Source organism: Prochlorococcus marinus XMU1408, assembly GCF_003208055.1.
In the GTDB taxonomy this organism is placed as follows: domain Bacteria; phylum Cyanobacteriota; class Cyanobacteriia; order PCC-6307; family Cyanobiaceae; genus Prochlorococcus_B; species Prochlorococcus_B marinus_A.
This window is the reverse complement of the sequence record NZ_QJUE01000006.1, coordinates 58,007-80,392: the sequence shown is the minus strand read 5'-3', so window position 1 is coordinate 80,392 and position 22,386 is coordinate 58,007. Positions and strand designations below refer to the sequence as shown.

Sequence of the window (22,386 nt, the reverse complement as noted above, 5' to 3'; positions counted from 1 at the left end):
TAACGAAGGTTTATTGTTAAATATAAATAATTTTGGGATAACAATTTAAAACCATGTGTGGAATATTTGGCGTTATTGGAACAAGAGAAGTTTCCTCTATTCTTATTGATGGACTAAGAAAACTTGAATATAGAGGTTATGATTCGGCTGGATTAGCAACAATTCAAAATTCAAAGAACGATCAATTTGGAAAACTTAGTGTTAGAAAATCGAAAGGAAAGCTAATCAATCTTTCAAATTCAATTAAAAAAAAACCAATACAAGGTCACCTAGGGATTGGACATACTAGATGGGCTACTCATGGAAAGCCTAATGAGATCAATGCTCACCCTCATGTTGATTTTACAGGCCAAATTGCTGCAGTTCAAAACGGTATTATCGAAAATCATAGGGATTTGTCTAAAAGCCTTCAATCTAAGGGAATTAAATTTATCTCAGAAACCGATACGGAGATAATTCCACATTTAATTGGTTTAGAAATAGAAAATCTTTTAGAAAAAGGACAGGATGCTAATGGACAAACATTATTAAAAGCTGTTCAAAAGGTTCTCTGTTTACTAGAGGGTATTTATGCCATAGCAGTAATTTGGTCTAAGGCACCTGATGCTTTGGTAGTTGCTAGAAGACAAGCTCCATTAGTTCTTGGTTTTGGTGAAGGCGAGTTTTTTTGTGCTAGTGATACCCCTGCTTTAGTTGGATTTACGCGTACATTTTTGCCTTTAAAAGATCATGAAATAGCTCTATTAACTCCATTAGGAATTGAACTTTATGATGCTGATGGTATGAGACAACATAGAGCACCATCGCTTTTAAAGGGTACTGAACTTTTTGCGGATAAAAGAAATTTTCGTCATTTTATGCTTAAAGAAATTTATGAGCAGCCAGAAACAGCTCAATTATGGATAGATAGATATTTGCCTATGGACTTGTCATCGGAGAATTCATTTCCTTTGCCAATTGATAAATCTTTAGTAGAGAAGATAGAGCAAATCCAAATTCTTGCCTGTGGTACTAGTAGACATGCTGGGATGGTTGGAGCCTATTTGCTGGAACAGTTTGCAGGAGTTCCTACTAAAGTTTATTTCGCAAGTGAATTTCGTTATGCCCCCCCTCCAGTTTCTCCTAATACTTTGACAATAGGAATTAGTCAGTCAGGAGAAACAGCAGACACTTTAGCGGCATTGAGAATGGAAAAGGAAAGAAGAAATTCTTTTAAGGATGCTAATTTTTCTTTTCATCAATTGGGAATTACTAACAGACTTGATAGCTCATTAGCTCGTGAATTAGAGAATGTTATTGATATCGGATCAGGTATTGAAATAGGAGTTGCTGCAACAAAAACTTTTCTAGGCCAGATGCTTTCTTTTTATGGATTGACTCTTTTATTTGCGTCTAATAATCACAAAAGAAGTAGTCAAGAAATCCTAGCTCTTTCTAATGATTTGAGATTAGTACCTCAACAATTAACAGACCTCATCAAAAAACATGATGCTTTATCGAAGCAAATAGCACATTTATTTGCTGAAACAAAAGATGTAATTTTCTTAGGTCGAGGAATAAATTACCCAATTGCTCTTGAAGGTGCTCTCAAACTTAAGGAAATAAGTTATATCCATGCTCAAGGATATCCCGCTGGAGAGCTAAAGCATGGACCCATAGCACTGTTAGATCAACATGTACCAGTAATATCAATTGCTGTTCCAGGAGTGGTTTATGAAAAAGTTCTGAGTAACTCACAAGAGGCCAAGGCGAGAGATGCTCGTCTAATAGGAGTTGCGCCGTGTGGACCAGAATCAGAAATGTTTGATGAATTATTTTCTATTCCTAAAGTTAGTGAATGGGTGAGTCCTTTGTTAACCGTTGTACCTTTACAGTTATTTAGTTATCACATAGCTGCGCATAAAGGCCTTGATGTTGATCAGCCTAGAAATTTAGCTAAAAGTGTCACTGTTGAGTAGAACTAAAATTAAAAAATATCTAATAAAATTTTAGAAATTTTGTATAACTAAACTTTGAACTTATTATTAGTTTAGTTTTTTATTCTGCCATAAGAATCCTCAAAACGAATGATATCATCTTCATCTAGATAAGTACCACTTTGTACTTCTATAAGTTCAAGTTTCATTAACCCTGGGTTACTTAACCTGTGCTTACAACCTAAGGGAATAAATGTACTTTGATTTTCACTTAAAAGTTCTTTTTCACCATCCTTTTCAATTAAGGCAGTTCCATTAACTATAATCCAATGCTCTGCTCTATGATGATGCATTTGTAAAGAAAGAGAAGCATTCGGCTTGACTTCGATTAGCTTAACTTGCCATCTACTTCCTTCACTAATTGTAGTGTAATTCCCCCATGGTCGAAAGATTTTTTTATGCATTTTACCTTCTGGAAAATTAGATGAATCTAGACTTTTAATGATATTTCCAATATTTTGAGAATGTTCTCTATTTGCAACTAAGATAGCATCATTTGTATCTACAACTATTAGATTTTCTATCCCTAAACCTACTATTAAGCGCTGTTCACTTTTTAAATAACAATTTTTACTTTTTTCAGCTACTACTCTTCCATTTATATAATTTCCATCGTTATTTTTTTGACTAATATCCCATAATGATTTCCAACTTCCAATATCGCTCCATCCAACATTTAAAGGAAGAACGGTACCTAATTTTGTTTTTTCCATTACAGCTATATCAATTGATAACTTTGGACACTTTTTGAATGATTCTTCTTCTAATCGTAGAAAATCAAGATCAACTATATTTTTTTCAATAGAAATTTTGCAATAATTAATTATTTCTGGTGCAAATTTCTCTAATTCATTGATTATAGTACTTGCTTTGAAAAGAAACATACCGCTATTCCATGTATAACGTGCATCTTTGATTAATTCTTCAGCTTTAGCTTTATTTGGCTTCTCGATAAAATTTTTTATGTCAAGACCATTTATTGTATCTTTTTCATGAGTAGATTCTTTTGCTTCGATATAACCGTAACCAGTTTCTGCGCATGTTGGCACAATACCAAAAGTGACTAATCTTCCCTGTTTTGCATAAGTTTTTGCGGATTGAATTACTCTTTTAAATTCAATTATATTTTCTATTAAATGATCAGCCGCTAAAATTAATAGTAAAGGATCTTTACCTAAAGAAATTGCTTTAAGAGCTGCAACTGCTATCGCTGGAGCAGTATTTCTTCCAATGGGTTCGAGTATTATTGATTGTGGATCTGTTTTTATTTCTCTGAATTGTTCTGCAACTATAAACCTGTGATCTTCATTGCATATCAATATTGGCTTTTGTAATCCCTCTATTCCAATAAGCCTTTCATATGTTTTCTGCAAAAGAGTTTTATTGGTTCTTGAATCAAGTGCTAAAAATTGTTTTGGGTAACTTTCTCTTGAAAGTGGCCAAAGTCTTGTTCCTGATCCACCACTAAGAATTACTGGGATTATTGGGTTATCAGTCATCTCATTGAAGAACAATTTTGTTCATATTTGTATATTAGATTAAAGATCTTGATGAATTTAAAGTTCCAATAGACCTGGAGGTGGATTGATTAGTAGCCATTTTTCTTTGATTTCTATTTCTGGCACAATTTCTTTAACAAACGGTACCAAAACTTTTTTACCTTCTACTAACTCTATCTCTAGCAGGTCATTACCCCCTTTAATCAAGTCAGTGACATGACCAATTAAAGACTTTTGTGGCCCTTCTCTTGCTTCCAAACCAATCAAATCGAAATAATGATACTCATCATTTCTCAAAGATGGTCTACTATCAACTGGGACGACTAAATTCCAACCAATAATTTCTTCTGCTGAACTCCTGCTTGATACACCTTCAATAGAAATTACGTAGATTGCTTTACCGGGAATAAGTGTTCCTTTAATTAATTTGATTTCTATAGGCAATTCGTTGGCTTTTTGAATCCAACGTTTTCCAGGTTTGGTAAACCGTTCTGGAAAGTCGCTGCTAGGTTTAATTCGAACATCACCTTTTAAACCTTGGGGAGCAACAATTTCACCTATTGAAATCCACTTATCTTTTTCGTTCATTTTTATGATTACAATTTTTCTAGTAGTTTATTTCAATATTCTCAATTATGACTGATTTAAAAGAACCGATTCTCCCTGGTACAACAGTCACTGTTAACAATCAAGAGTCAATTTATAACGGTTATGTAGGATTTGTTCAAAGAATAAGTGGAGATAAAGCAGCAGTGCTTTTTGAAGGAGGCAATTGGGATAAGTTGCTCACCTTACCTTTGAAAGATCTTTTGAAAAGCTAATCACTATTTTCAAGAGACATTAACTATAGCTTGAGTACATTCTTTTCTACAGCAGTTAATGCTTCATTAGCTGCTTCTTTCTCTGCTTGTTTCATCGACTTTCCCCAACCTTCAGCTATTGAAATGTTTTGAATGTAAACAGTGCAAAAGAATCTCTTAGGATTATTGTGCTTTTTATTGATTTCAATTGTTTTGTAAGTGGGAATTGATAATCCTTTCGCTTGAGTCCATTCCTGAAGGGCTGATTTGTAGTTTTGCTTGTGAGGATCAGCTAAAACTTTTTTACTTTTATCTACCCAGAATGGATTAAGCCAATTTTTAATAGGATCTAAAATTTTGATACTTTCATATAACGCTCCTATTAATGCCTCAGTTGCTTCTGCTTGAATAGTTGCGCTTGCTGATTTATCTCTAAGAGCTTTTGGGCCAATAATTAATACGCTTTTAATATTTATTTTTTCCCCAACCTGCTCTAGCCATTTGTCACTCACAAGATGAGATCTAAGTTCAGATCTTTCTCCAACTTGCATATGAGGATATTGATTTTTTATGAAGTCTGATGCAATGAGTCTTAAGACGGCATCACCAAGAAATTCAAGATTTTCATAATTAAATTTATTATTTGCTGAACTATGAGTAAGTGATTCATTAATGTATGAAAGATTTTTGATTTTTTCATGAGTAAATTCTTTTTGATACTTTTTATCTAAATTTAAATTTTTGATAAAATTGATTATTTCTTCTACTCTTTGATTTGAAATTTCCATAATTATTCAAGGCGTACGATTTAATTGACAAATTAATAAAATTCTGAGTCTAGTTTCTTTATTGAACATTAAGAAAGTGAAAGCAGGTCATAAGCCGGGTTCTGTTCATTCTTCTTTATTTAAAAAGTGAATGGGTAATCATCTATCTGGGACTATCGTTACCGATAGCCTCAAGCGGCTCTCATTAGGAACTTGGTCTATGGCCATCCAATGTTCCTCGCCTTGCTCCTGGCCGGGGTTTACCTAGCCAGCACCTCTCGATGCTGCTGGTGCGCTCTTACCGCACCTTTGCACCCTTGCCATGCTTGTTGGGATTTCCCCATGAAGCATTAGGCGGTGTATTTCTGTGGCACTATCCTCACGGTCACCCGCACTGGGAATTACCCAGCAAGCTTGGCCAAATAGGAGCCCGGACTTTCCTCAATAGAATTCTTCAGCTTTTGCTGAAGTTCAATTGCGATTACCTCCCCTGCTTTCAACTCCATCATGCCTCAAGGCATAATTAATTAAAGGGGGCTGTAGCTCAGTTGGATAGAGCGACGGTTTCCTAAACCGTAGGTCGTGGGTTCAAGTCCCGCCAGCCCCGTGTTAAATGCGAATTAAAAATAAAAATATCTAGTCCTATATGTAGTGGGTGTGCAAAATCCTTACTCTCTCGCTAGCGTTGGTGTAGTGAATCAGTCAACATGGCCCAGCTTCACGATCTTCGCTTAAGGTTACTTGTTCAACAAGAGAGTGAACACATATCTGAATCGCAACCAAATGATTTAGATTTATCAGTTGTGCAAGCTAGATGTTTATGTTGGTTAACACTTCTAGCTGAGGCGCATGAGGATCAGGCTAATGATGCTGAGGGAAGGCGTGATACTGAACAAGCAATGGGATGGTTCGCGGATTCAATGAGATTGCGTGATGTAATTCAAGTAGTTTCGAGCATTGAAATACCTTTACCTGAAAGCTCTGATTTAGGTGGAAATGATGCTGGAGAAGACTCTTTTAAGGATGAGCCTCCTATGACGGCCTAATAGATGCAATGATGGGTTTAAGCTGCCTTAATGAAGGTGTCTGAAGAACCATGCCAATGTCCAGATTGCCTCAGGTTTTATAGAGAACACGACCGTTTAATTCGAGAGTTCCCAACACTGCGACAACAGCAAGAAATTAATTGGGCGGCTCTTCAGTCTTTTAGAACTTTATGTGGCAGGGTCTTAGAGGATTTACAAAAGCAACTGAATTCAAATTCATCCAATAAACCTGAAGAAATTGTTAGACAGGTAACTATTGAGAAAAAAGAAAAATCTCTTACAAAAGTAATTTCTGATCTGGAGAATATTAATGCTCATCTATATTCGGTTGAAGCTCTAATGGAAAGAATATTTGATGTCAAAGTTCCTGAAGAAATTGAAGATAAATTTAGAGAAATTTCTGGAGAATTAGCTCCAGACCCATTAAATATTGATCGATTAAGATTGAATAGATTATTGCATCAAACACCAGATTTGCCTGACAAATAGAAACTTATTTTTCACAACTTATTTCAACAGGTAAAGGTTTAACTTTCCATATAGATTGACAATATTCTCTAATGGATCTGTCCGAAGAGAAAAAGCCCGATCTTGCAGTATTTAGTAAAGCCATGCGATTCCATTTCTGACTCTTTTTCCAAGCTTGACTAACTTCATCTTGAGCACGAAGGTAGTCATCAAAATCTGCCATAACAAAGAAAGGATCATTACCTGTCAAAATATTAATTATTGGTTTAAACAGCTCACTATCACCGTTACTAAAATGACCAACTTCTATTAATTTAAGAGTTTCTTGAAGTTCATTGGATTCTTGAATAAAATTATTAGGGCAATAACCTTGATCTCTTAATTCCATTATTTCTGATTCAGTCTTTCCAAACAAAAAGAAATTTTCTGCCCCCACTCTTTCTCTGATTTCTACGTTTGCCCCATCAAGTGTTCCAATTGTTAAAGCACCATTCATGGCGAATTTCATATTTCCAGTTCCTGAAGCTTCTTTACCGGCTGTTGAAATTTGCTCAGAAAGATCGGTTGCGGGATAAACTTGTTCACCCAATTTCACATTGTAGTCAGGCAGAAAAACAACCCTTAGTAATCCATCCATATCAGGGTCAGCATTCACTACATCTGCTATTCCATTAATAAATCTAATCATTAACTTTGCCATGAAATAACCTGGCGCAGCTTTGCCACCAAAAATTATCGTGCGTGGTGCAATGTTTTTGGTTATTCCATTTTTTATTCTTAGATATTGTGCAATAACTTGCAAAGCATTTAAGTGCTGTCTTTTGTATTGGTGAATTCTTTTGACTTGAACATCAAATAAACTCGATGGATCTACAAGAACTCCAGTTTGTCTGTGAATATAACCAGCTAATTTCCGTTTGCCAGAAAGCTTCGCAGAAGCAAAAAGATCTAGAAAATTAGAATCATTTTCTTTTTTTTCTAACTCACGTAATAGATCCATATTGGTAATCCAATTAGGACCAATTTCTTTGTCAAGAAGTTTAGAAAGTTCAGGATTTGCTAAAGCAACCCATCTGCGTGGAGTAACTCCATTAGTTACGTTAGTAAATTTTTCAGGCCAAAGCTCTGCAAATTCAGGTAATAATTGTCTCTTGATTAAATCTGAATGTAGTGCAGCTACTCCATTTACATGATGAGCTCCAATTGTCGCTAAATGTGCCATTCGAATAGCTTTTCCACCATCTTCATCAATAATTGAAAGTTTCCTTAAAATCACATCGTTACCTGGATACTTAAGCCTTACTTGTTGCAAGAATCGTCTATTGATTTCATAAATAAGTTCTAAATGTCTAGGTAATAAATTTCTAAATAGGCTCAGATCCCATTTTTCTAAAGCCTCGGGTAACAAAGTGTGATTTGTATAGGCAACAGATCTATTGGTGATTTCCCAGGCTTTATCCCAATCCAATCTATGTTGATCAATTAATAGTCTCATTAACTCTGCTACTGCAATTGCTGGATGAGTGTCATTAAGTTGAACTGTCCAATGATTTGGAAACTCCTCAACAGCAATAGATCGCTTTTCTAAACTTCGAAGCATATCCTGTAAGGAACAACTTACAAAGAAGTGTTGTTGCTTTAAGCGCAATCTTCTTCCTTCATCAGTTCCATCATTGGGATAAAGAACTTTAGAGAGAGTTTCTGAAGCTACTTTCTCTTCAACAGCACCGTAGTAATCTCCTATATTGAAAGCGTAGAAATCAAAACTTTCTGTTGCATCAGCTCTCCATAATCGAAGGCGATCACAGCTATTGACTCTGTAACCAAGAACAGGAACATCATGTGGTACACCTATTGCATGTTCGCTGGGGATCCATCGAGAGCGATAGTTACCGTTGTCATCGGTATAACTCTCTGTTTGTCCACCAAAACCGACTAAGCAAGCTTCATCAGGTTGTGGTAATTCCCAGGGCCACCCTCCCTTTAGCCATTTATCAGTAACTTCTACCTGCCAACCATCTCTAATTAATTGGTTGAAAATACCAAATTCGTACCTTATTCCATACCCCACTGCAGGGACCTGAAGACTTGCAAGTGATTCCATATAGCAGGCTGCGAGTCTCCCTAAACCTCCATTACCAAGCCCAGGTTCTTCTTCTACTTCCAATAAGTCATTAAGAGATTCAATCCCAAACCTTTTGAGAGCTTCTTCTGCTTCTTTTTTTATTCCTAGATTTAATAAGTTATTGTTTAGTTGTGGTCCGATCAGAAATTCAGCAGAAAGGTAAGCGACGGTTTTTTGTGGTCTAGCTCGAATTGTTTCCTGACTGGTTAAATATCTACTCATCAACCTATCTCTAACAGCAAAGCTCAAAGCCATGTACAGATCTCTAAGACTGGCTGATGTAGCGAGTTTTCCTAGTGTGAAAAAGAGATGTTCAGTCATTCCATCGAAGACTGCATCGGCATCCATGCCAGCCCTAACAGGATCGGCATAGCATCCTGGGGTGGGCAGACGCAGATCTATTGACTGGGAGCTGCTCATAAGGGCATCAAATGTTTCTGGACGCTAGCGAATATATTCTTAGTAATCTGTTAGTAACTTCAGATCCACACCATATTAATTAAGTCACCTTTGATACTTAAGCCAAATATGCCCTGTGATTAGGTAATTTATGTTTTAAAGAAAAGGCTTTTCTAAAAAACCTGATGGTATTAACTCCTCTAGTCTCAGCACTAAATACACATGATGTTGAGGTCGCGGAAACTTTAATAGGTGTCATTAATTTCTTGATGATTTTTGTCGCTGCAAGGACTTTGGCGGAAATCTTAGTTCGGCTTAGTTTACCCACAATTGTCGGAGAGCTTCTTGCAGGTGTTTTAATTGGTGCTTCAGGTTTACATCTATTACTGCCACCAAGTGCTCATGCCGAATTAAATCAAGGTTTTGTATCTCTAATAAGTACTCTTGCTTCAGTACCTAAAGAAGCAGTCCCAGATATTTATTTTGAAACTTTTCCATCATTACAAGCCGTAGCAACATTAGGGCTTTATGCGTTGTTATTTCTTACCGGTCTGGAAAGTGAATTAGAGGAACTTGTAGCAGTTGGAGCACAGGCGTTCACTGTTGCAATGGCAGGAGTGATTTTGCCATTTGCTTTTGGAACTTTTGGATTAATGTTTATTTTCCAAGTAGATATCATTCCTGCGATATTTGCTGGTGCATCTATGACTGCTACAAGTATAGGTATTACTGCGAGTGTCTTTGGTGAACTTGGATATTTAAAAACTCGCGAGGGTCAAATTGTTATTGGCGCTGCAGTACTAGATGACATACTTGGAATTGTAATTCTTGCCGTTGTAGTTGCACTTGCTACGGGAGGATCTTTGCAAATTGCTCCCATTGTCAAATTAGTACTAGCTGCAACAGTTTTTGTTATTGCTGCAATTGCTTTGAGTAGAACAGCAGCTCCAGCCTTTGATTGGTTGCTTGAAAGACTTAAAGCTCCTGGAGCTGTTGTTGTAGCTTCGTTCGTGATTTTAGTTCTAAGCTGTTTTGTTGCTACTGCTATTGGTCTAGAAGCTGCTTTGGGTGCTTTCGCAGCCGGATTGATACTAAGTAGTTCAAAAAATAATCATGCAATTCAACAATCTGTTTTGCCTTTGGTATCGCTGTTCGCAACAATTTTCTTTGTTCTTGTTGGAGCAGGTATGGATCTGTCAGTAATCAATCCTCTTGATCCTGAGAGTCGATCTGCTCTTATTGTTGCTGGGTTCTTATTTATTGTGGCAATTGTTGGAAAGATTGCGGCTGGTTGGTCCTTTGTCATTGATAAACCAACAAATCGATTGGTAGTTGGCTTGGGAATGATGCCTCGAGGTGAGGTCGGATTAATATTTTTAGGATTAGGGACAAGTGCTGGTTTGCTTACCCCTTCTCTAGAGGCAGCAATATTGTTAATGGTTATTGGAACTACTTTTTTAGCGCCTGTTTTACTTAGAGTGGTTTTGAAAGATAAACCCCCTTCAGGTGGAAATTCTATTCCTGACGAGGTCGCAGCTGATCCAGTTGGGTTAGTTTAGAAAAAATTTGAAAATTCTTTTTCAAAAAGGTGAGGAAATTTCGAAAAAACGAAATAAAATCACTAATCTATTTGTATCAATGATTTACTAGGATCTATCAATGTCAGTCTATTCTTAAATGGTTTCCTCAGTAATAGAAAAAAATCTTTCTGATTGGAAATTCTTAGGTCATTCTGTTCATAGCTTGAGCATTATTCCCGAAGATCATAAAAATAAAACTGATAAAGAAAAAGGACCAGCAATTCTTTTAATTCACGGTTTTGGTGCATCTACAACACATTGGCGGCATAACTTACCAGTACTTGGAGAACAGTATGAAGTTCATGCTCTAGATCTTCTTGGCTTTGGTAAAAGTTCTAAACCTGGTGGTCTTGCCTATGGAGGTCCTCTGTGGAAAGATCAGATTGTCTCATATGTTAAAGAGAAGATTGGGCGACCAACAATACTTGTTGGTAACTCCCTAGGAGGATATGCCGCGCTTGCTAGTGGTGCTGATTTAGGTGCTGATGCAGCAGGTGTTGTTTTATTAAATGCTGCTGGTTATTTTAGTGAGGATAAAAAAACAACCACAGGATTTTGGGCTACAGCCAGAAAGACTGTTGCGGGAATCTTTCTAAAAAATGCTTTATTGCAAAGGATTATTTTTGAAAATCTTAGACAGCCTTCAACAATTAAACGTACTTTGAATCAAGTTTATATTGATACCTCAAACGTTGATGATGAGCTAGTGGAAGCCATCCGAAAACCCTCTTTGGATAAAGGTGCTTTTAACGTCTTCAAAAGTGTTTTTGATCCTGCTGGCCCCCAGGGAAGACCACTTGATGAGTTATTCGCTCAGTTGAAGTCCCCATTGCTGTTACTTTGGGGTAATCGAGATCCTTGGATGAATGCACCTGGTAAAAGAGCTACTTACAAAAAACACACTCCTGAAAATACAAAAGAAGTTATTTTAGATGCTGGTCATTGTCCACATGATGAAGTTCCTGATCAGGTTAATTCCGCTCTTTTAGAATGGATTGATCAGCTTTGATCAATGACTGTCAGTTTCTTAAAGAAAACAAACCCTTATCCTCACTGGGAATATTCAGACTCTGATTTCGATTCACTAATAAGAATTGTCCCTGAGAGAGGTGGATTGATTACTGAATGGCAAAGCGAAGGGAAAGAACTGTTGTACTTTGATTTAGAGCGTTTTTTAGATAAAGATAAAAGTGTCAGAGGTGGAATACCTATCCTATTCCCCATATGCGGTGATTTATCTGAGAGCTATTTAATTGGTGGTAAGAAGCATTCTTTAAAACAGCATGGTTTCGCAAGAGATTTACCTTGGTCAATTGATTTATTAAAAGATGAATTAGGAATTAGGCTAAAACTAAGTGATACAAAAGATTCACGTTCTTGTTTTCCTTTCTTCTTTACTCTATTGATGGATGTTTGCTTGAAAGAAAAAAGTCTTCAAATATCTGTAAAGGTTTATAATCAGAGTCAAGATTCTATGCCTTTTAGTTTTGGCTTGCATCCATATTTCCATGTATCAAATACAAAAAAAATAAAGATAGATGGGTTGCCTGAAAAATGCATTGATCAAACTAATATGAAAGTTACTAATGCCTCTGACCAAATAAAAATTTTAGATAAAGGAGTTGATTTTCTTTGTTACCCTTCTCGTTCGGTGAAACTTTTCGATTGTTTGTCTAGAAATTTAATTGAATTAATTCATCAAGAGCCAATGGATACAACAGTAATATGGACTGATCCACCTAGACAAATGGTTTGTCTTGAGCCCTGGACTAGCCCAAGGAATTCATTGGTTACTGGAGATAGAAAACTTGAAATTAAATCAGAAGAATATGTAGAATTATTTACCACTTTTAAGCATAATTCTTTTTAGTTATTTAAGTTTTTGATGAGTATAATCTGTAACTAATTAAATTTAATTAATAACTTTTTGTATTACAAGTATTTCAATATTTTGTTCGTTTTTGCATCTATGATCAATATATAATAGATTCATCATTCATGAATTTGTGATGAATAATGTTAGGAGCAGATGTTTCCTCTCCAGGCGTACTAAATATTGATGACCTCAGGTCTAGAGCCCAAAAACGTCTACCGGCAATGGTTTTTAACTATATAGATAGTGGTGCTGATAGAGAACAAACACTTGCACAAAATTGCAACGCATATAATGAAATTTTATTTAGACCTAGATGTGCAGTCTCTGTTCCCTCGTGTGATCTTGGAATATCTATTTTAGATCAGAAATTTCAACTTCCTTTTTTGTTAGGACCAGTAGGTAGCAGCAGAATGTTTTATCCCCAGGGAGAAGTGGTTGCAGCTAGAGAGGCAGGGAAAGCAGGAACTGGATATACTTTGTCGACTCTCTCAGGTTGTTTGCTAGAAGATGTTAAAGCTGCTACTACCGGTCCAGCTTGGTATCAGCTTTATTTACTGGGTGGTAAAGAAGTCGCCTTAAAAACAATTGCTAGAGCTAAAGAAGCTGGATTCTCGGCAATAGTTGTAACTATTGATACGCCTGTGTCTGGTTTAAGGGAAAGAGATATGCGATCAGGAACTCAACAGCTTTTATCTATGAATCCTTTTGAGATGCTTCCTTATATTCCCCAAATATTAGTAAAACCATGCTGGATGACTCAATGGTTAAGTGATGGCGGTTTAATGAGTTTTCCAAATGTTCAACTTGATGATGGCCCTATGGGATACACGGCAATTGGACCTGCTTTAGAACAATCGGTTGTTACTTGGGAGGATCTTCAATGGATACGCGAGGCGTGGGGTGGAAAAATTATTGTTAAGGGTATACATATAGGTGATGACGCCAAAAAAGCGGCAGAGTTAGGAGCTGATGCGATCGTTATTTCTAACCATGGAGCAAGGCAACTTGATAGTGTTGCTCCTACGATACGTGTTCTTCCCGAAATTTTAGCTGCAGTAGATGGGAAAATAGATGTTTTGATAGACGGAGGTATTCGCAGGGGTAGTGATATCGTTAAAGCATTATGTCTTGGCGCGAAAGGAGTTTTGATAGGTAGAGCCTATGCATATGGACTTGCTGCTGCAGGGGGGGAAGGCGTTGCTAGAGCTATAGAAATTCTTCAAACAGATATAGTTAGAACCATGAAACTATTGGGATGTGCGTCTGTTGCCGATTTAAATAAATCTTATATTCAAGTTCCTGAAAGTTGGGAGAGATTCGAATAAAAAGTTGAAAAAACAATAGATTAACTTTTCATGAAAATAATTATTTTTGATGATGATCCAACTGGATCTCAAACTGTTTATGGATGCCCATTATTATTAAACTGGGATGAACAAACTCTAGAGAAAGCTTTTACAAAATCTTCGCCTTTAATATTTATCCTTGCGAACACAAGATCTTTATCTTCAGTTTTGGCTGTGAAGAAAACGAGAGAAATATGCTCATCTATTAAGAAGTTTTTTTTAAGACAAGGATATTCCAAAGATGATTATTTTTATATTAGTAGAGGTGATTCAACATTACGTGGTCATGGCGTTTTGGAGCCTGCAATTCTTGCGGAAGAATTAGGACCATTTCATGCAACATTTCACATTCCAGCTTTTTTGGAAGGTGGAAGAACAACTGAAAACGGTATTCATTATCTAAATGGAATACCAGTTCATAAGACTGATTTTGGCCGTGATAAAATTTTTGGATTTTCTACTAGTGATTTAGCTAAATGGATTGAAGAAAAAAGTTTGGGAGAGATACAGGCTGAAAATATCTTGCACGTTGAAATCAAACAATTAGATATGGCTTTTAATAATGAAGACGGTTTTAAATCTCTTTTAAGCTTTTTATCTAAATTAGAAAACAATATTTCCGTAGTTGTGGATGCTAAATTACCCCGCCATTTAGAAACACTGGCTAAGGCTATTAAAGTGGTTTCTCAAGAAAAAAGATTTCTTTTTAGAACAGCAGCAAGCTTTATCAATTCTCTATCAGGCTTACCACCTAATTATAAAAGTCCTGCAGATTTAGTATCTTTAAAATCAAAAAATAATGAGTTTGAATATAAGCCAGGTTTGATAATTGTTGGTTCTCATGTGCAATTAGCAACAGATCAATTAGAGGTTTTATTGAAAGATAATTCCTGTGAAGGTTTGGAAATACCTGTCAGCAAATTAGCGGATATATTTGCTATGAAAGATGGTCAACAGGAAATTTTAGAATTGGAGGCCATTTTATTATCCAAAATAGATAATATTTTTGATAATAAAAAAATACCTGTTTTATATACAACTCGAGAAGAGAAAAAATTTTCATCTAACTCTATAAGAATGAAGTTTGGACTTGAACTTGCAGAGTTTATGGCAATTCTAGTTAGGAAAAAAACTAGTAAGTTGGGTTACATTATTAGTAAAGGAGGTATTACAACACAACTTTTACTACAAAAAGGATTAAATTTTAATCATGTAGATTTAAAAGGCCAAATATTACCAGGGTTGTCAATAGTAACAAGTAATTCTGATCAATATAATTTACCAGTAGTTACTTTCCCAGGTAACCTAGGCAATGAGAACACACTTTTAGAATCATTTAGATTAATGGAGTCAAATTCTTAATTTTTGAAAGACTCTAAATAATATTTAATTAGAATCTTTCAACAATTGATTTAGCAAAATCACTACAACTAAGCGGCTCTACGCGTGGTTCCATTAATCTTGCCAGATCGTAAGTAACTTGTTTATCTGAAATAGATTTGCTCAATCCATTTGTAATTAATTTTGCTGCCTCATTCCAACCTAAATATTCCAACATCATTACTCCACTAAGTATTACTGAACCTGGATTGATTCTGTCCAAGCCTGCATGCTTTGGAGCTGTTCCATGAGTGGCTTCGAAAATAGCCGCTTTATCTCCAATGTTTGCTCCTGGTGCCATCCCCAAACCACCAACAATTGCCGCCGCCGCATCGGATATGTAATCACCATTTAGATTGAGAGTTGCAAGTATGGAATACTCTTGAGGACGAGTTTGAATTTGTTGAAAAATACTATCTGCTATTCGGTCATCAACCATCACCATACTTTTCCATTTTCCATTGCCATGACTATTCCCAATGCTTGTAAGAACTGAAGAAACCTCATCACAAATAGCTTTCTTTTTTTCTTCCGTTAAAGAGGCATAACCTGGATCAATTAATTCAGCATTCTCCTCGTGTGTGATTCGAGGATTTTTGTCTACATTATCTAAAATCCAACTTTCTCTCTCGGTTACGCATTCATTCCTAAATTCCGTGGTTGCTAAATCGTATCCCCAATCTCTAAAAGCTCCTTCAGTAAATTTCATGATGTTTCCCTTATGAACCAAGGTCACATGTCTTTTGTTCCCCTCAAGCTTGAGAGCATGTTTAATTGCTCGTCTGATATGTCTTTGACTACCACTTTTGCTAACTGGTTTAATTCCTATTCCTGATCCGTTAGGAATTTTCCTGTTTTTTAATTTTTGGCTAGCTGGAATTATTTCATTATTGAGTTGATCAATCAATTTTATGCATTCGGGATCATCAGATTCCCATTCAATGCCCATGTATATATCTTCAGTATTTTCACGATATACAATTACATCTAAATCTTGCGGCTTTTTATGAGGGCTTGGAGTCCCTTCATAATATTTGCATGGTCTAACGCATGAATATAAATCAAAAATTTGCCTTAGAGATACGTTTAAAGATCTAATTCCTCCCCCTACAGGTGTGGTTAAAGGTCCTTTGATTGCTATCCCGTAAGTTCGTATCGCCTCAAGAGTATCGTTCGGTAAGTATTGATAAGTTCCATATAAGTCGCAAGCTTCATCACCTGCATAAATTTTGAACCATTCAATGGATCGATTGTTTCCATAAGCTTTTTCTATAGCTTTATCGATTACTAATTGTGTAGCAGGCCAAATATCTATACCTGTTCCATCACCTCTGATAAATGGAATAATTGGATGGTCTGGAACAACTGGGTTTCCATCAGCAAAAGTAATTCTTTGGCCTTCGGATGGGGCAGTAAGCTTTTCAAAATTTTCCATAATTTTTATTCAGCGATTAATAGATCTAATGTTGAGCTTATGTCTAAGTGGTAAGTTTTGATTAAATGATTTTGAACTCATGGCAGTAGCCTTGGCTAGGCAACTTCGTGAAGGGACTAAAAAGTCTCATACGATGGCTGAAAATACAGGTTTTATAAGTTGTTTTCTCAAGGGAGTAGTTGATAAGTCCTCATACAGAAATTTATTAGCTGATTTATATTTTGTTTACTCTGCGATGGAGGAAGAGATAGAAAAACTTTGTGAAAACTCACATCCGATAATTTCTCCGATTGGATTTAAAGAGCTTTTTAGGAAGGAAAAATTGGAACAAGACCTGTCGTTCTACTTTGGTAGTCAGTGGTCTGAATTGGTAAAACCCTCTAAGCCAGCTGTTGAATATGAAGCAAGAATTAGAGAAATTGCTAAAGATAACCCTGAACTTTTAATTGGGCATCATTACAGTAGATATATAGGTGATTTGTCTGGCGGACAGCTTTTGAAAACTATCACTAAAAAAGCCATGAATCTTCCAGGTGATGAGGGACTGAGCTTTTATATTTTTGAGGAAATCAGAGATGAAAAAGAATTTAAAATTAAGTATCGAAATACTTTGGATAATCTTCCGATAGATCAAAAGATAGCAGATTCAATTATTGAAGAGGCTAATAGATCTTTTAAATATAATATGGATATTTTCAATGAATTGGAAGGAAATTTAATTGCAGCGATAGGAAAAGTTTTATTTAGATTTTTTGCAAGCAAAAAGCGAAAAGGTAGTACAGAGTAATGAAATCCATACTTGGACAAAGCCATTGCTCAATATCTATTAAGATAGTGCAAAAGTTTTGAATTTATTGTTTTTAACTGATTTCATCACTTTAAGTGTGAGTAAAGTATTAAATTTTCTAAGGAGATGACAGTATATGTTTGATGATCTTTTAAGTGAATTAACAACAAATATTCTTGAACATGGTGGTAAAAACTTGATTGTTCCGAATGAATTTTGTGAACGTGTTTCTAAAAACGGTAATTGCAAACTGAATAGCTGGTTATGGGATGTTCCAGAATTTCGAAGATGGAGAGTGACTAGATTGGACGCAGGGGATCGTCTTCAAGTATTAAATTCAGTTGCTTATCCTAATGATCAAAATGATATGCCAATTATGGGTATTGATCTTTTGTGGTTTGAAAAAACTAAAAAGCTAGTTGCTATTCTTGATTTTCAGCCTCTTGTACAAGATAAAGAATATTTTGATAGATACTTTGATGGTTTAAAAAGCCTCAAACAATACTTTAATGAATTTAATTATGATATGAACAGTAATATATATGATCCAAGTAAATACTTTTCTCCATGGGCTCTATTTTGCAAAGGTGGTAATTTTGAAGTAGAGAATATTTTACCAAAGGTTTTTAGCTCTTTTCTTAAATGTTATTGGGTAAATCTTGATTTATCTAAAGCTAATAAAAATTATATTAAATCTAAAGAGGTCAGTTTATTGCATATAGATTATGATAAATACAGTTCTGAAAAAGATCCTGCTCATAGTTTATTTTCTGGTTTTTTTGGTAAAGAATGGTCTGAAAAATATATGCAAGAGTTTTTATTTCCATTAAGCCAAGAAAATAATAATTCTTTATTTTAGTCTTTAAATGCAAAGCAACCGAAATAATAGTCTTGAGCCTATTTCAATTTCTAATTGGCGCTGGTCTTATTTCTTAGATGAAACTATTAAGGGCTTTTCTATTTTTCAGCCTAGATTTTATCCTATAGAAAATGATTTTCTTTTTAGAAAATCTGAGATTGGTTCAAGTTCTAATCCTAAAAAAGTTATTTTGGAAACATGGGGTTTAAAGACGGAAAAAATACGAAAGGCTAGATGTGCTTGCCTGCAAGCAGGTGAAATCACTTCCGTCATGAATTTGGTCGCTTCACCGTTAAATAATTATGATCTACCTTTTTTTGGAGCTGATTTTGTAACACTTCCAAATGGACATCTTATTGCATTAGATCTTCAACCTGCTTTAAAAGATGATGCAAAGCATACTCAATATGTTTGGGATAAATTAATACCAATACATGCTAAATGGCAATCTAAACTTCCGTCAGGAGGTGATATTCCTTCTGAGGCTAGACAATACTTTTCTCCAGCTTTTCTTTGGTCTAGGATTCCATTAGGAGATGAAGGTGACAAATTAATTAGTCAGATAATTAAACCTGCTTTTGATGAATACTTGAATTGTTTCTTAGACTTAGTTAGAGATGCAAAGATGATTTCTAAGGAAAGATCTTTTAAATTGTTAAATGGTCAGAAAAAATATATGCGATATCGAGCGGAAAAAGATCCTGCAAGAGGGATGTTAAGAGGCTTTTTTGGTGAGCAATGGACTGAAAACTATATAAATAACATTCTTTTTGACCTAAAATAAAATAAAGTAAAGAAAAAAAATGGTTCAAAAAATTCTCTTTGTTTGTTTGGGAAATATTTGTCGTTCTCCTGCAGCTGAAGGAATTTTTAATCAAAAAATTAAAGAACGAGATTTAGAAAAATTGTTTGTCGTTGATTCCGCAGGTACTGGTAGTTGGCATGTCGGAAACCTTCCTGATAAAAGAATGCGTGCAACAGCATTATCTAGAGGAATAGAGCTGACAAGTAGGTCAAGACAAATAGAGGAAAATGATTTATATGAATTTGATCAAATTCTTGTTATGGATAAAGATAATCTTGATGCTGTTAAATCATTAACTAAAGATGATATGAATCCAGTAAATTCTAAAATAAAGCTGATTTTAAGTTATTCAAAAAACTCTCAATTAGAAGAAGTCCCTGATCCTTATTATGGTGGACAGAACGGCTTTGAACAGGTTCTAGATTTATTGAATGATGCTATAGATGAATTAATAGATAGTCTTATAGATTAGGTGTAGCCCATACCTCTTCTGGAATCTTTGATCTGAAAATATAAGTTAGTTCTTCTAAAACTTTTTCAATGTTCATTCCATCAGTACAAAGCTCTACAGCATCATGAGCTTTTTTTAAGGGGGCGATTTCTCTTTCACTATCTTGCTTGTCTCTTTCTTCAATTTCTTTTTCAAGATCTTCAATACTTGAGTATTCATAACCCCTTTTTTCTAAATCAATAGATCTTCGTTTTGCTCTTTCTTTTGGAGTAGCTGTTAGAAAGATTTTTACATCTGCATCTGGAAATACAGCTGTGCCAATGTCTCTTCCTTCAGCAACTAAACCTCCACCCTCTCCAATTACTTGTTGTTGTTTTGTGAGTAACTCTCTTACAAATTGTTGTTTGGCAATTTCAGAAACCCTTGAAGTCACCTCTGGGGATCGTATCTTCTCTGTTACGTCAATATTATTTATTAATATTTTTTGGTCAACAAAGTTTGAGCTTTGAAATTCTAATTTTGAATCTTTCAAGATATTTTTGATTTGCGCTTGATCACTTGGATTAATCGAATTGCTTATTATTAACCAAGTCACCGCTCGATACATTGCGCCAGTATCTAAATAAATGAAACCAAGTCTTTTGGCAAATGCTTTAGTTACTGTGCTTTTACCTGCACCGGCTGGCCCATCAATTGCAATAATTGGTTTTCGTTGCATAAGAAAAGTGTGATCAATTAGCCTTGTGGATCCACATTTTACTGCTGCTGCTAAAAGGCACAGACCATTTATATTTTCTGTTTCTTTTAATGAAAATGGATCTACGACTTTTAGGTATTCAATTTGTAAATGATTTTCTTTAAGTATAGAAGCTATTTTCTTGAGATTTATTATTTTCTCTTTCTCAAATTCTGTTTTTGCTACTTTGATTGCACTTGGTAATGATTGAGCATTTAATCTTTCAGAATCGCTCAGATAAGAATTCCTTGAACTATAAGCAAATCCACTTTGGTCTCTTTGTGTGGAATAGGATTCAATTTTTATAGGTATAGATAGTTCTTGAAATAGCCTTCTAATGATAATCAATTGTTGCCAGTCTTTTTCTCCTAGGATTAGTTTCTCTGGTCTGATGATTTTGACGAGACGAATAATAACTGTAGCAACTCCATCAAAATGCCCTGGTCTCTCAGCCCCACATAGTTGATTGTTTAATGTTTGAGGAACTTGAATTTTAAAATGTGAATTTTCTCCCCCAGGAAATACTTCAAAATAATCTGGAGTCCAAATTGCATCTGCCCCAGCATTAAAAGCTAATTCAGCATCTTTGCTTATGTTCCTGGGATATTTTTTGAAGTCTTCATTTTTTCCAAATTGTAATGGATTTATAAAAATACTTACAAGAATAATTTGGTTTGGTTTTGTTTTTCTTGCTTTTGCTTTCTCAATTAAATATTGATGGCCAGGGTGAAGTCCTCCCATTGTTGGGATGAAAATTATTGCTGAATTTTGTTCACTAAGCCAATCTTTTAATTCAGCATTAGTTTGGAAGATTTTTTGTACCACTATGTTGGTAAATAAATTAATTTCATCAACTTATGATTGAAATGAAATAGGTTGATTGCATACTGATCCCATATGGATTTCATATTAGGGTTCATATCTTTTGAATAAGAAAGCTTTTTACTGATGGATTACAAAACTGCGGGAGTTGATGTTACTGCTGGAAGAGCCTTTGTGGAGAGAATTAAATCATGCGTTGAAAAAACTCATAGAAGTGAGGTCATAGGGGGGTTAGGAGGTTTTGGAGGATGTATAAGAATTCCAAAAGGTTATGAAAGTCCAGTTTTGGTATCAGGGACAGATGGTGTTGGTACAAAATTAGAATTAGCTCAGCAATGTGGTTGTCATTTTGGTGTTGGAATAGACTTAGTCGCAATGTGCGTCAATGACGTAATAACAAATGGTGCTCGACCTTTATTCTTTCTTGATTACATAGCAAGTGGAACTTTGACTCCTGATGCTTTGGCTGAAGTAATAGAGGGGATCGCAGCTGGCTGTACTCAATCGAATTGTTCTCTCTTGGGAGGCGAAACTGCTGAAATGCCAGGTTTTTATCCAAGTGGAAGATATGATCTAGCAGGTTTTTGTGTTGGGATCGTTGAAAATCATCACTTAATAGATGGCACGCAAATTAATTGTGAAGATAAGATTATTGGGATTAAAAGTAATGGTGTTCATAGCAATGGTTTTAGTCTTGTTCGTAAAGTTCTTTCCATGGCTAATGTGAATGAAAATACTCTTTATGGGAAAAACAAAAGGAACTTGCTGCAAGCTTTGCTGGAACCAACCGCAATATATGTTCAACTTGTTGAGCAATTGTTGAGAGAAAATTTACCAATTCATGGAATGACTCACATCACAGGTGGAGGTTTGCCAGAGAATCTCCCTAGAATTTTTCCTTCCGGATTATCACCACATATAAATATAACTACTTGGGAAATACCTGAAATCTTTAATTGGTTAAAAAATACTGGAGATATTCCTGAAATTGATCTTTGGAATACTTTTAATATGGGGATCGGTTTTTGTTTAATTATCTCTAAAAATAAAGTGAACTCTGCTTTAGAAATATGTATTAAAAATGGTTTTGAAGCTTGGGAAATAGGTCAAGTTGTTGAAAGTCAGAATAATTCAAACAATCTCGAGATTTTAGGAATACCTTTGTGAGGCTTTAAGCGTAATTTTATAAAATTCTGAAGTAAAGTTTTTGAACAAATTAAATGAAGGTT

The 22,386-nt window shown here is 35.3% G+C and carries 20 protein-coding genes, 1 tRNA gene and 1 other RNA gene; 15 read left to right on the top strand and 7 right to left on the bottom strand.

Going from position 1 to position 22,386, the window contains the following annotated elements; genetic code table 11:
* Nucleotides 1-53 precede the first annotated feature (53 nt).
* Nucleotides 54-1,958 carry a glutamine--fructose-6-phosphate transaminase (isomerizing) gene (gene glmS / locus DNJ73_RS08915; RefSeq protein WP_158467359.1) on the top strand — a complete coding sequence of 635 codons (1,905 nt, stop codon included), beginning with the start codon at nucleotides 54-56 and terminating at the stop codon, nucleotides 1,956-1,958.
* Nucleotides 1,959-2,029: 71 nt separating this feature from the next.
* Here the strand turns inward: glmS and DNJ73_RS08910 are convergent, their stop codons facing one another.
* Nucleotides 2,030-3,475, bottom strand: a complete 1,446-nt coding sequence (locus DNJ73_RS08910; protein WP_158467358.1) for a mannose-1-phosphate guanylyltransferase/mannose-6-phosphate isomerase — start codon at nucleotides 3,473-3,475, stop codon at nucleotides 2,030-2,032.
* A gap of 57 nt (nucleotides 3,476-3,532) precedes the next feature.
* Nucleotides 3,533-4,063, bottom strand: a complete 531-nt coding sequence (gene rimM, locus DNJ73_RS08905) for a ribosome maturation factor RimM (protein WP_158467357.1) — start codon at nucleotides 4,061-4,063, stop codon at nucleotides 3,533-3,535.
* A gap of 47 nt (nucleotides 4,064-4,110) precedes the next feature.
* On the opposite strand from rimM, the gene DNJ73_RS08900 reads away from it, so the two are divergent.
* Entirely contained in the window at nucleotides 4,111-4,296 is a 186-nt protein-coding gene (locus DNJ73_RS08900) for an NAD(P)H dehydrogenase subunit NdhS (protein WP_158467356.1), read from the top strand.
* Between the two features lie 23 nt (nucleotides 4,297-4,319).
* On the opposite strand, the gene rnc is transcribed toward DNJ73_RS08900, so the two are convergent.
* Both rnc and rnpB read right to left on the bottom strand, forming a co-directional pair.
* Nucleotides 4,320-5,063, bottom strand: a complete 744-nt coding sequence (gene rnc, locus DNJ73_RS08895; protein WP_158467355.1) for a ribonuclease III — start codon at nucleotides 5,061-5,063, stop codon at nucleotides 4,320-4,322.
* A gap of 74 nt (nucleotides 5,064-5,137) precedes the next feature.
* Nucleotides 5,138-5,540: RNase P RNA component class A (gene rnpB / locus DNJ73_RS08890), an RNA gene on the bottom strand.
* Between the two features lie 35 nt (nucleotides 5,541-5,575).
* On the opposite strand from rnpB, the gene DNJ73_RS08885 reads away from it, so the two are divergent.
* The 3 genes from DNJ73_RS08885 (at nucleotide 5,576) to DNJ73_RS08875 (ending at nucleotide 6,577) form a co-directional block, all read left to right on the top strand.
* Nucleotides 5,576-5,649, top strand: a tRNA-Arg gene (locus DNJ73_RS08885).
* A gap of 100 nt (nucleotides 5,650-5,749) precedes the next feature.
* Nucleotides 5,750-6,088 carry a hypothetical protein gene (locus tag DNJ73_RS08880; RefSeq protein ID WP_158467354.1) on the top strand — a complete coding sequence of 113 codons (339 nt, stop codon included), beginning with the start codon at nucleotides 5,750-5,752 and terminating at the stop codon, nucleotides 6,086-6,088.
* 36 nt (nucleotides 6,089-6,124) lie between these two features.
* The gene (locus tag DNJ73_RS08875) at nucleotides 6,125-6,577 is read left to right on the top strand and encodes a hypothetical protein (protein WP_187152641.1); all 453 of its coding nucleotides are present in this window, start codon (nucleotides 6,125-6,127) and stop codon (nucleotides 6,575-6,577) included.
* 4 nt (nucleotides 6,578-6,581) lie between these two features.
* Here the strand turns inward: DNJ73_RS08875 and DNJ73_RS08870 are convergent, their stop codons facing one another.
* A complete protein-coding gene (locus DNJ73_RS08870) occupies nucleotides 6,582-9,101 on the bottom strand; it encodes a glycogen/starch/alpha-glucan phosphorylase (protein ID WP_158467352.1) in 2,520 nt (839 codons plus the stop codon).
* Between the two features lie 164 nt (nucleotides 9,102-9,265).
* On the opposite strand from DNJ73_RS08870, the gene DNJ73_RS08865 reads away from it, so the two are divergent.
* The 5 genes from DNJ73_RS08865 to DNJ73_RS08845 all read left to right on the top strand — a co-directional run bounded on the left by DNJ73_RS08865 (nucleotide 9,266) and on the right by DNJ73_RS08845 (nucleotide 15,244).
* Entirely contained in the window at nucleotides 9,266-10,639 is a 1,374-nt protein-coding gene (locus tag DNJ73_RS08865; RefSeq protein WP_158467351.1) for a cation:proton antiporter, read from the top strand.
* A gap of 118 nt (nucleotides 10,640-10,757) precedes the next feature.
* A complete protein-coding gene (locus tag DNJ73_RS08860; RefSeq protein WP_158467350.1) occupies nucleotides 10,758-11,669 on the top strand; it encodes an alpha/beta fold hydrolase in 912 nt (303 codons plus the stop codon).
* Nucleotides 11,670-11,672: 3 nt separating this feature from the next.
* Complete coding sequence (locus DNJ73_RS08855) at nucleotides 11,673-12,530, top strand: galactose mutarotase (protein ID WP_158467349.1); 858 nt, start codon at nucleotides 11,673-11,675, stop codon at nucleotides 12,528-12,530.
* 146 nt (nucleotides 12,531-12,676) lie between these two features.
* Nucleotides 12,677-13,861 (top strand): alpha-hydroxy acid oxidase, encoded by a 1,185-nt coding sequence (locus DNJ73_RS08850; protein WP_158467348.1) that lies wholly within the window; start codon nucleotides 12,677-12,679, stop codon nucleotides 13,859-13,861.
* A gap of 30 nt (nucleotides 13,862-13,891) precedes the next feature.
* Nucleotides 13,892-15,244, top strand: coding sequence for a four-carbon acid sugar kinase family protein (locus DNJ73_RS08845; protein ID WP_158467347.1), 1,353 nt, complete (start codon nucleotides 13,892-13,894; stop codon nucleotides 15,242-15,244).
* Between the two features lie 28 nt (nucleotides 15,245-15,272).
* On the opposite strand, the gene DNJ73_RS08840 is transcribed toward DNJ73_RS08845, so the two are convergent.
* Nucleotides 15,273-16,697 (bottom strand): NADP-dependent isocitrate dehydrogenase, encoded by a 1,425-nt coding sequence (locus DNJ73_RS08840; protein ID WP_158467346.1) that lies wholly within the window; start codon nucleotides 16,695-16,697, stop codon nucleotides 15,273-15,275.
* Between the two features lie 79 nt (nucleotides 16,698-16,776).
* On the opposite strand from DNJ73_RS08840, the gene DNJ73_RS08835 reads away from it, so the two are divergent.
* The 4 genes from DNJ73_RS08835 to DNJ73_RS08820 all read left to right on the top strand — a co-directional run bounded on the left by DNJ73_RS08835 (nucleotide 16,777) and on the right by DNJ73_RS08820 (nucleotide 19,620).
* Nucleotides 16,777-17,484, top strand: a complete 708-nt coding sequence (locus tag DNJ73_RS08835) for a heme oxygenase (biliverdin-producing) (protein WP_158467345.1) — start codon at nucleotides 16,777-16,779, stop codon at nucleotides 17,482-17,484.
* A gap of 136 nt (nucleotides 17,485-17,620) precedes the next feature.
* Nucleotides 17,621-18,343: a 15,16-dihydrobiliverdin:ferredoxin oxidoreductase gene (locus DNJ73_RS08830; protein WP_158467343.1), complete on the top strand. Its 723-nt coding sequence runs from the start codon at nucleotides 17,621-17,623 to the stop codon at nucleotides 18,341-18,343.
* 7 nt (nucleotides 18,344-18,350) lie between these two features.
* Complete coding sequence (locus DNJ73_RS08825) at nucleotides 18,351-19,127, top strand: phycoerythrobilin:ferredoxin oxidoreductase (protein WP_158467342.1); 777 nt, start codon at nucleotides 18,351-18,353, stop codon at nucleotides 19,125-19,127.
* A gap of 19 nt (nucleotides 19,128-19,146) precedes the next feature.
* Nucleotides 19,147-19,620 carry a low molecular weight protein-tyrosine-phosphatase gene (locus DNJ73_RS08820; RefSeq protein ID WP_158467341.1) on the top strand — a complete coding sequence of 158 codons (474 nt, stop codon included), beginning with the start codon at nucleotides 19,147-19,149 and terminating at the stop codon, nucleotides 19,618-19,620.
* Here DNJ73_RS08820 and DNJ73_RS08815 read toward each other — a convergent pair.
* Complete coding sequence (locus tag DNJ73_RS08815; protein WP_158467340.1) at nucleotides 19,610-21,160, bottom strand: bifunctional pantoate--beta-alanine ligase/(d)CMP kinase; 1,551 nt, start codon at nucleotides 21,158-21,160, stop codon at nucleotides 19,610-19,612. The two genes, DNJ73_RS08820 and DNJ73_RS08815, sit on opposite strands and share 11 nt — an antisense overlap.
* Nucleotides 21,161-21,283: 123 nt before the next feature.
* Here DNJ73_RS08815 and purM point away from each other — a divergent pair, with 123 nt between their 5' ends.
* Entirely contained in the window at nucleotides 21,284-22,324 is a 1,041-nt protein-coding gene (purM, locus tag DNJ73_RS08810) for a phosphoribosylformylglycinamidine cyclo-ligase (RefSeq protein WP_158467339.1), read from the top strand.
* Nucleotides 22,325-22,386: the final 62 nt, after the last annotated feature.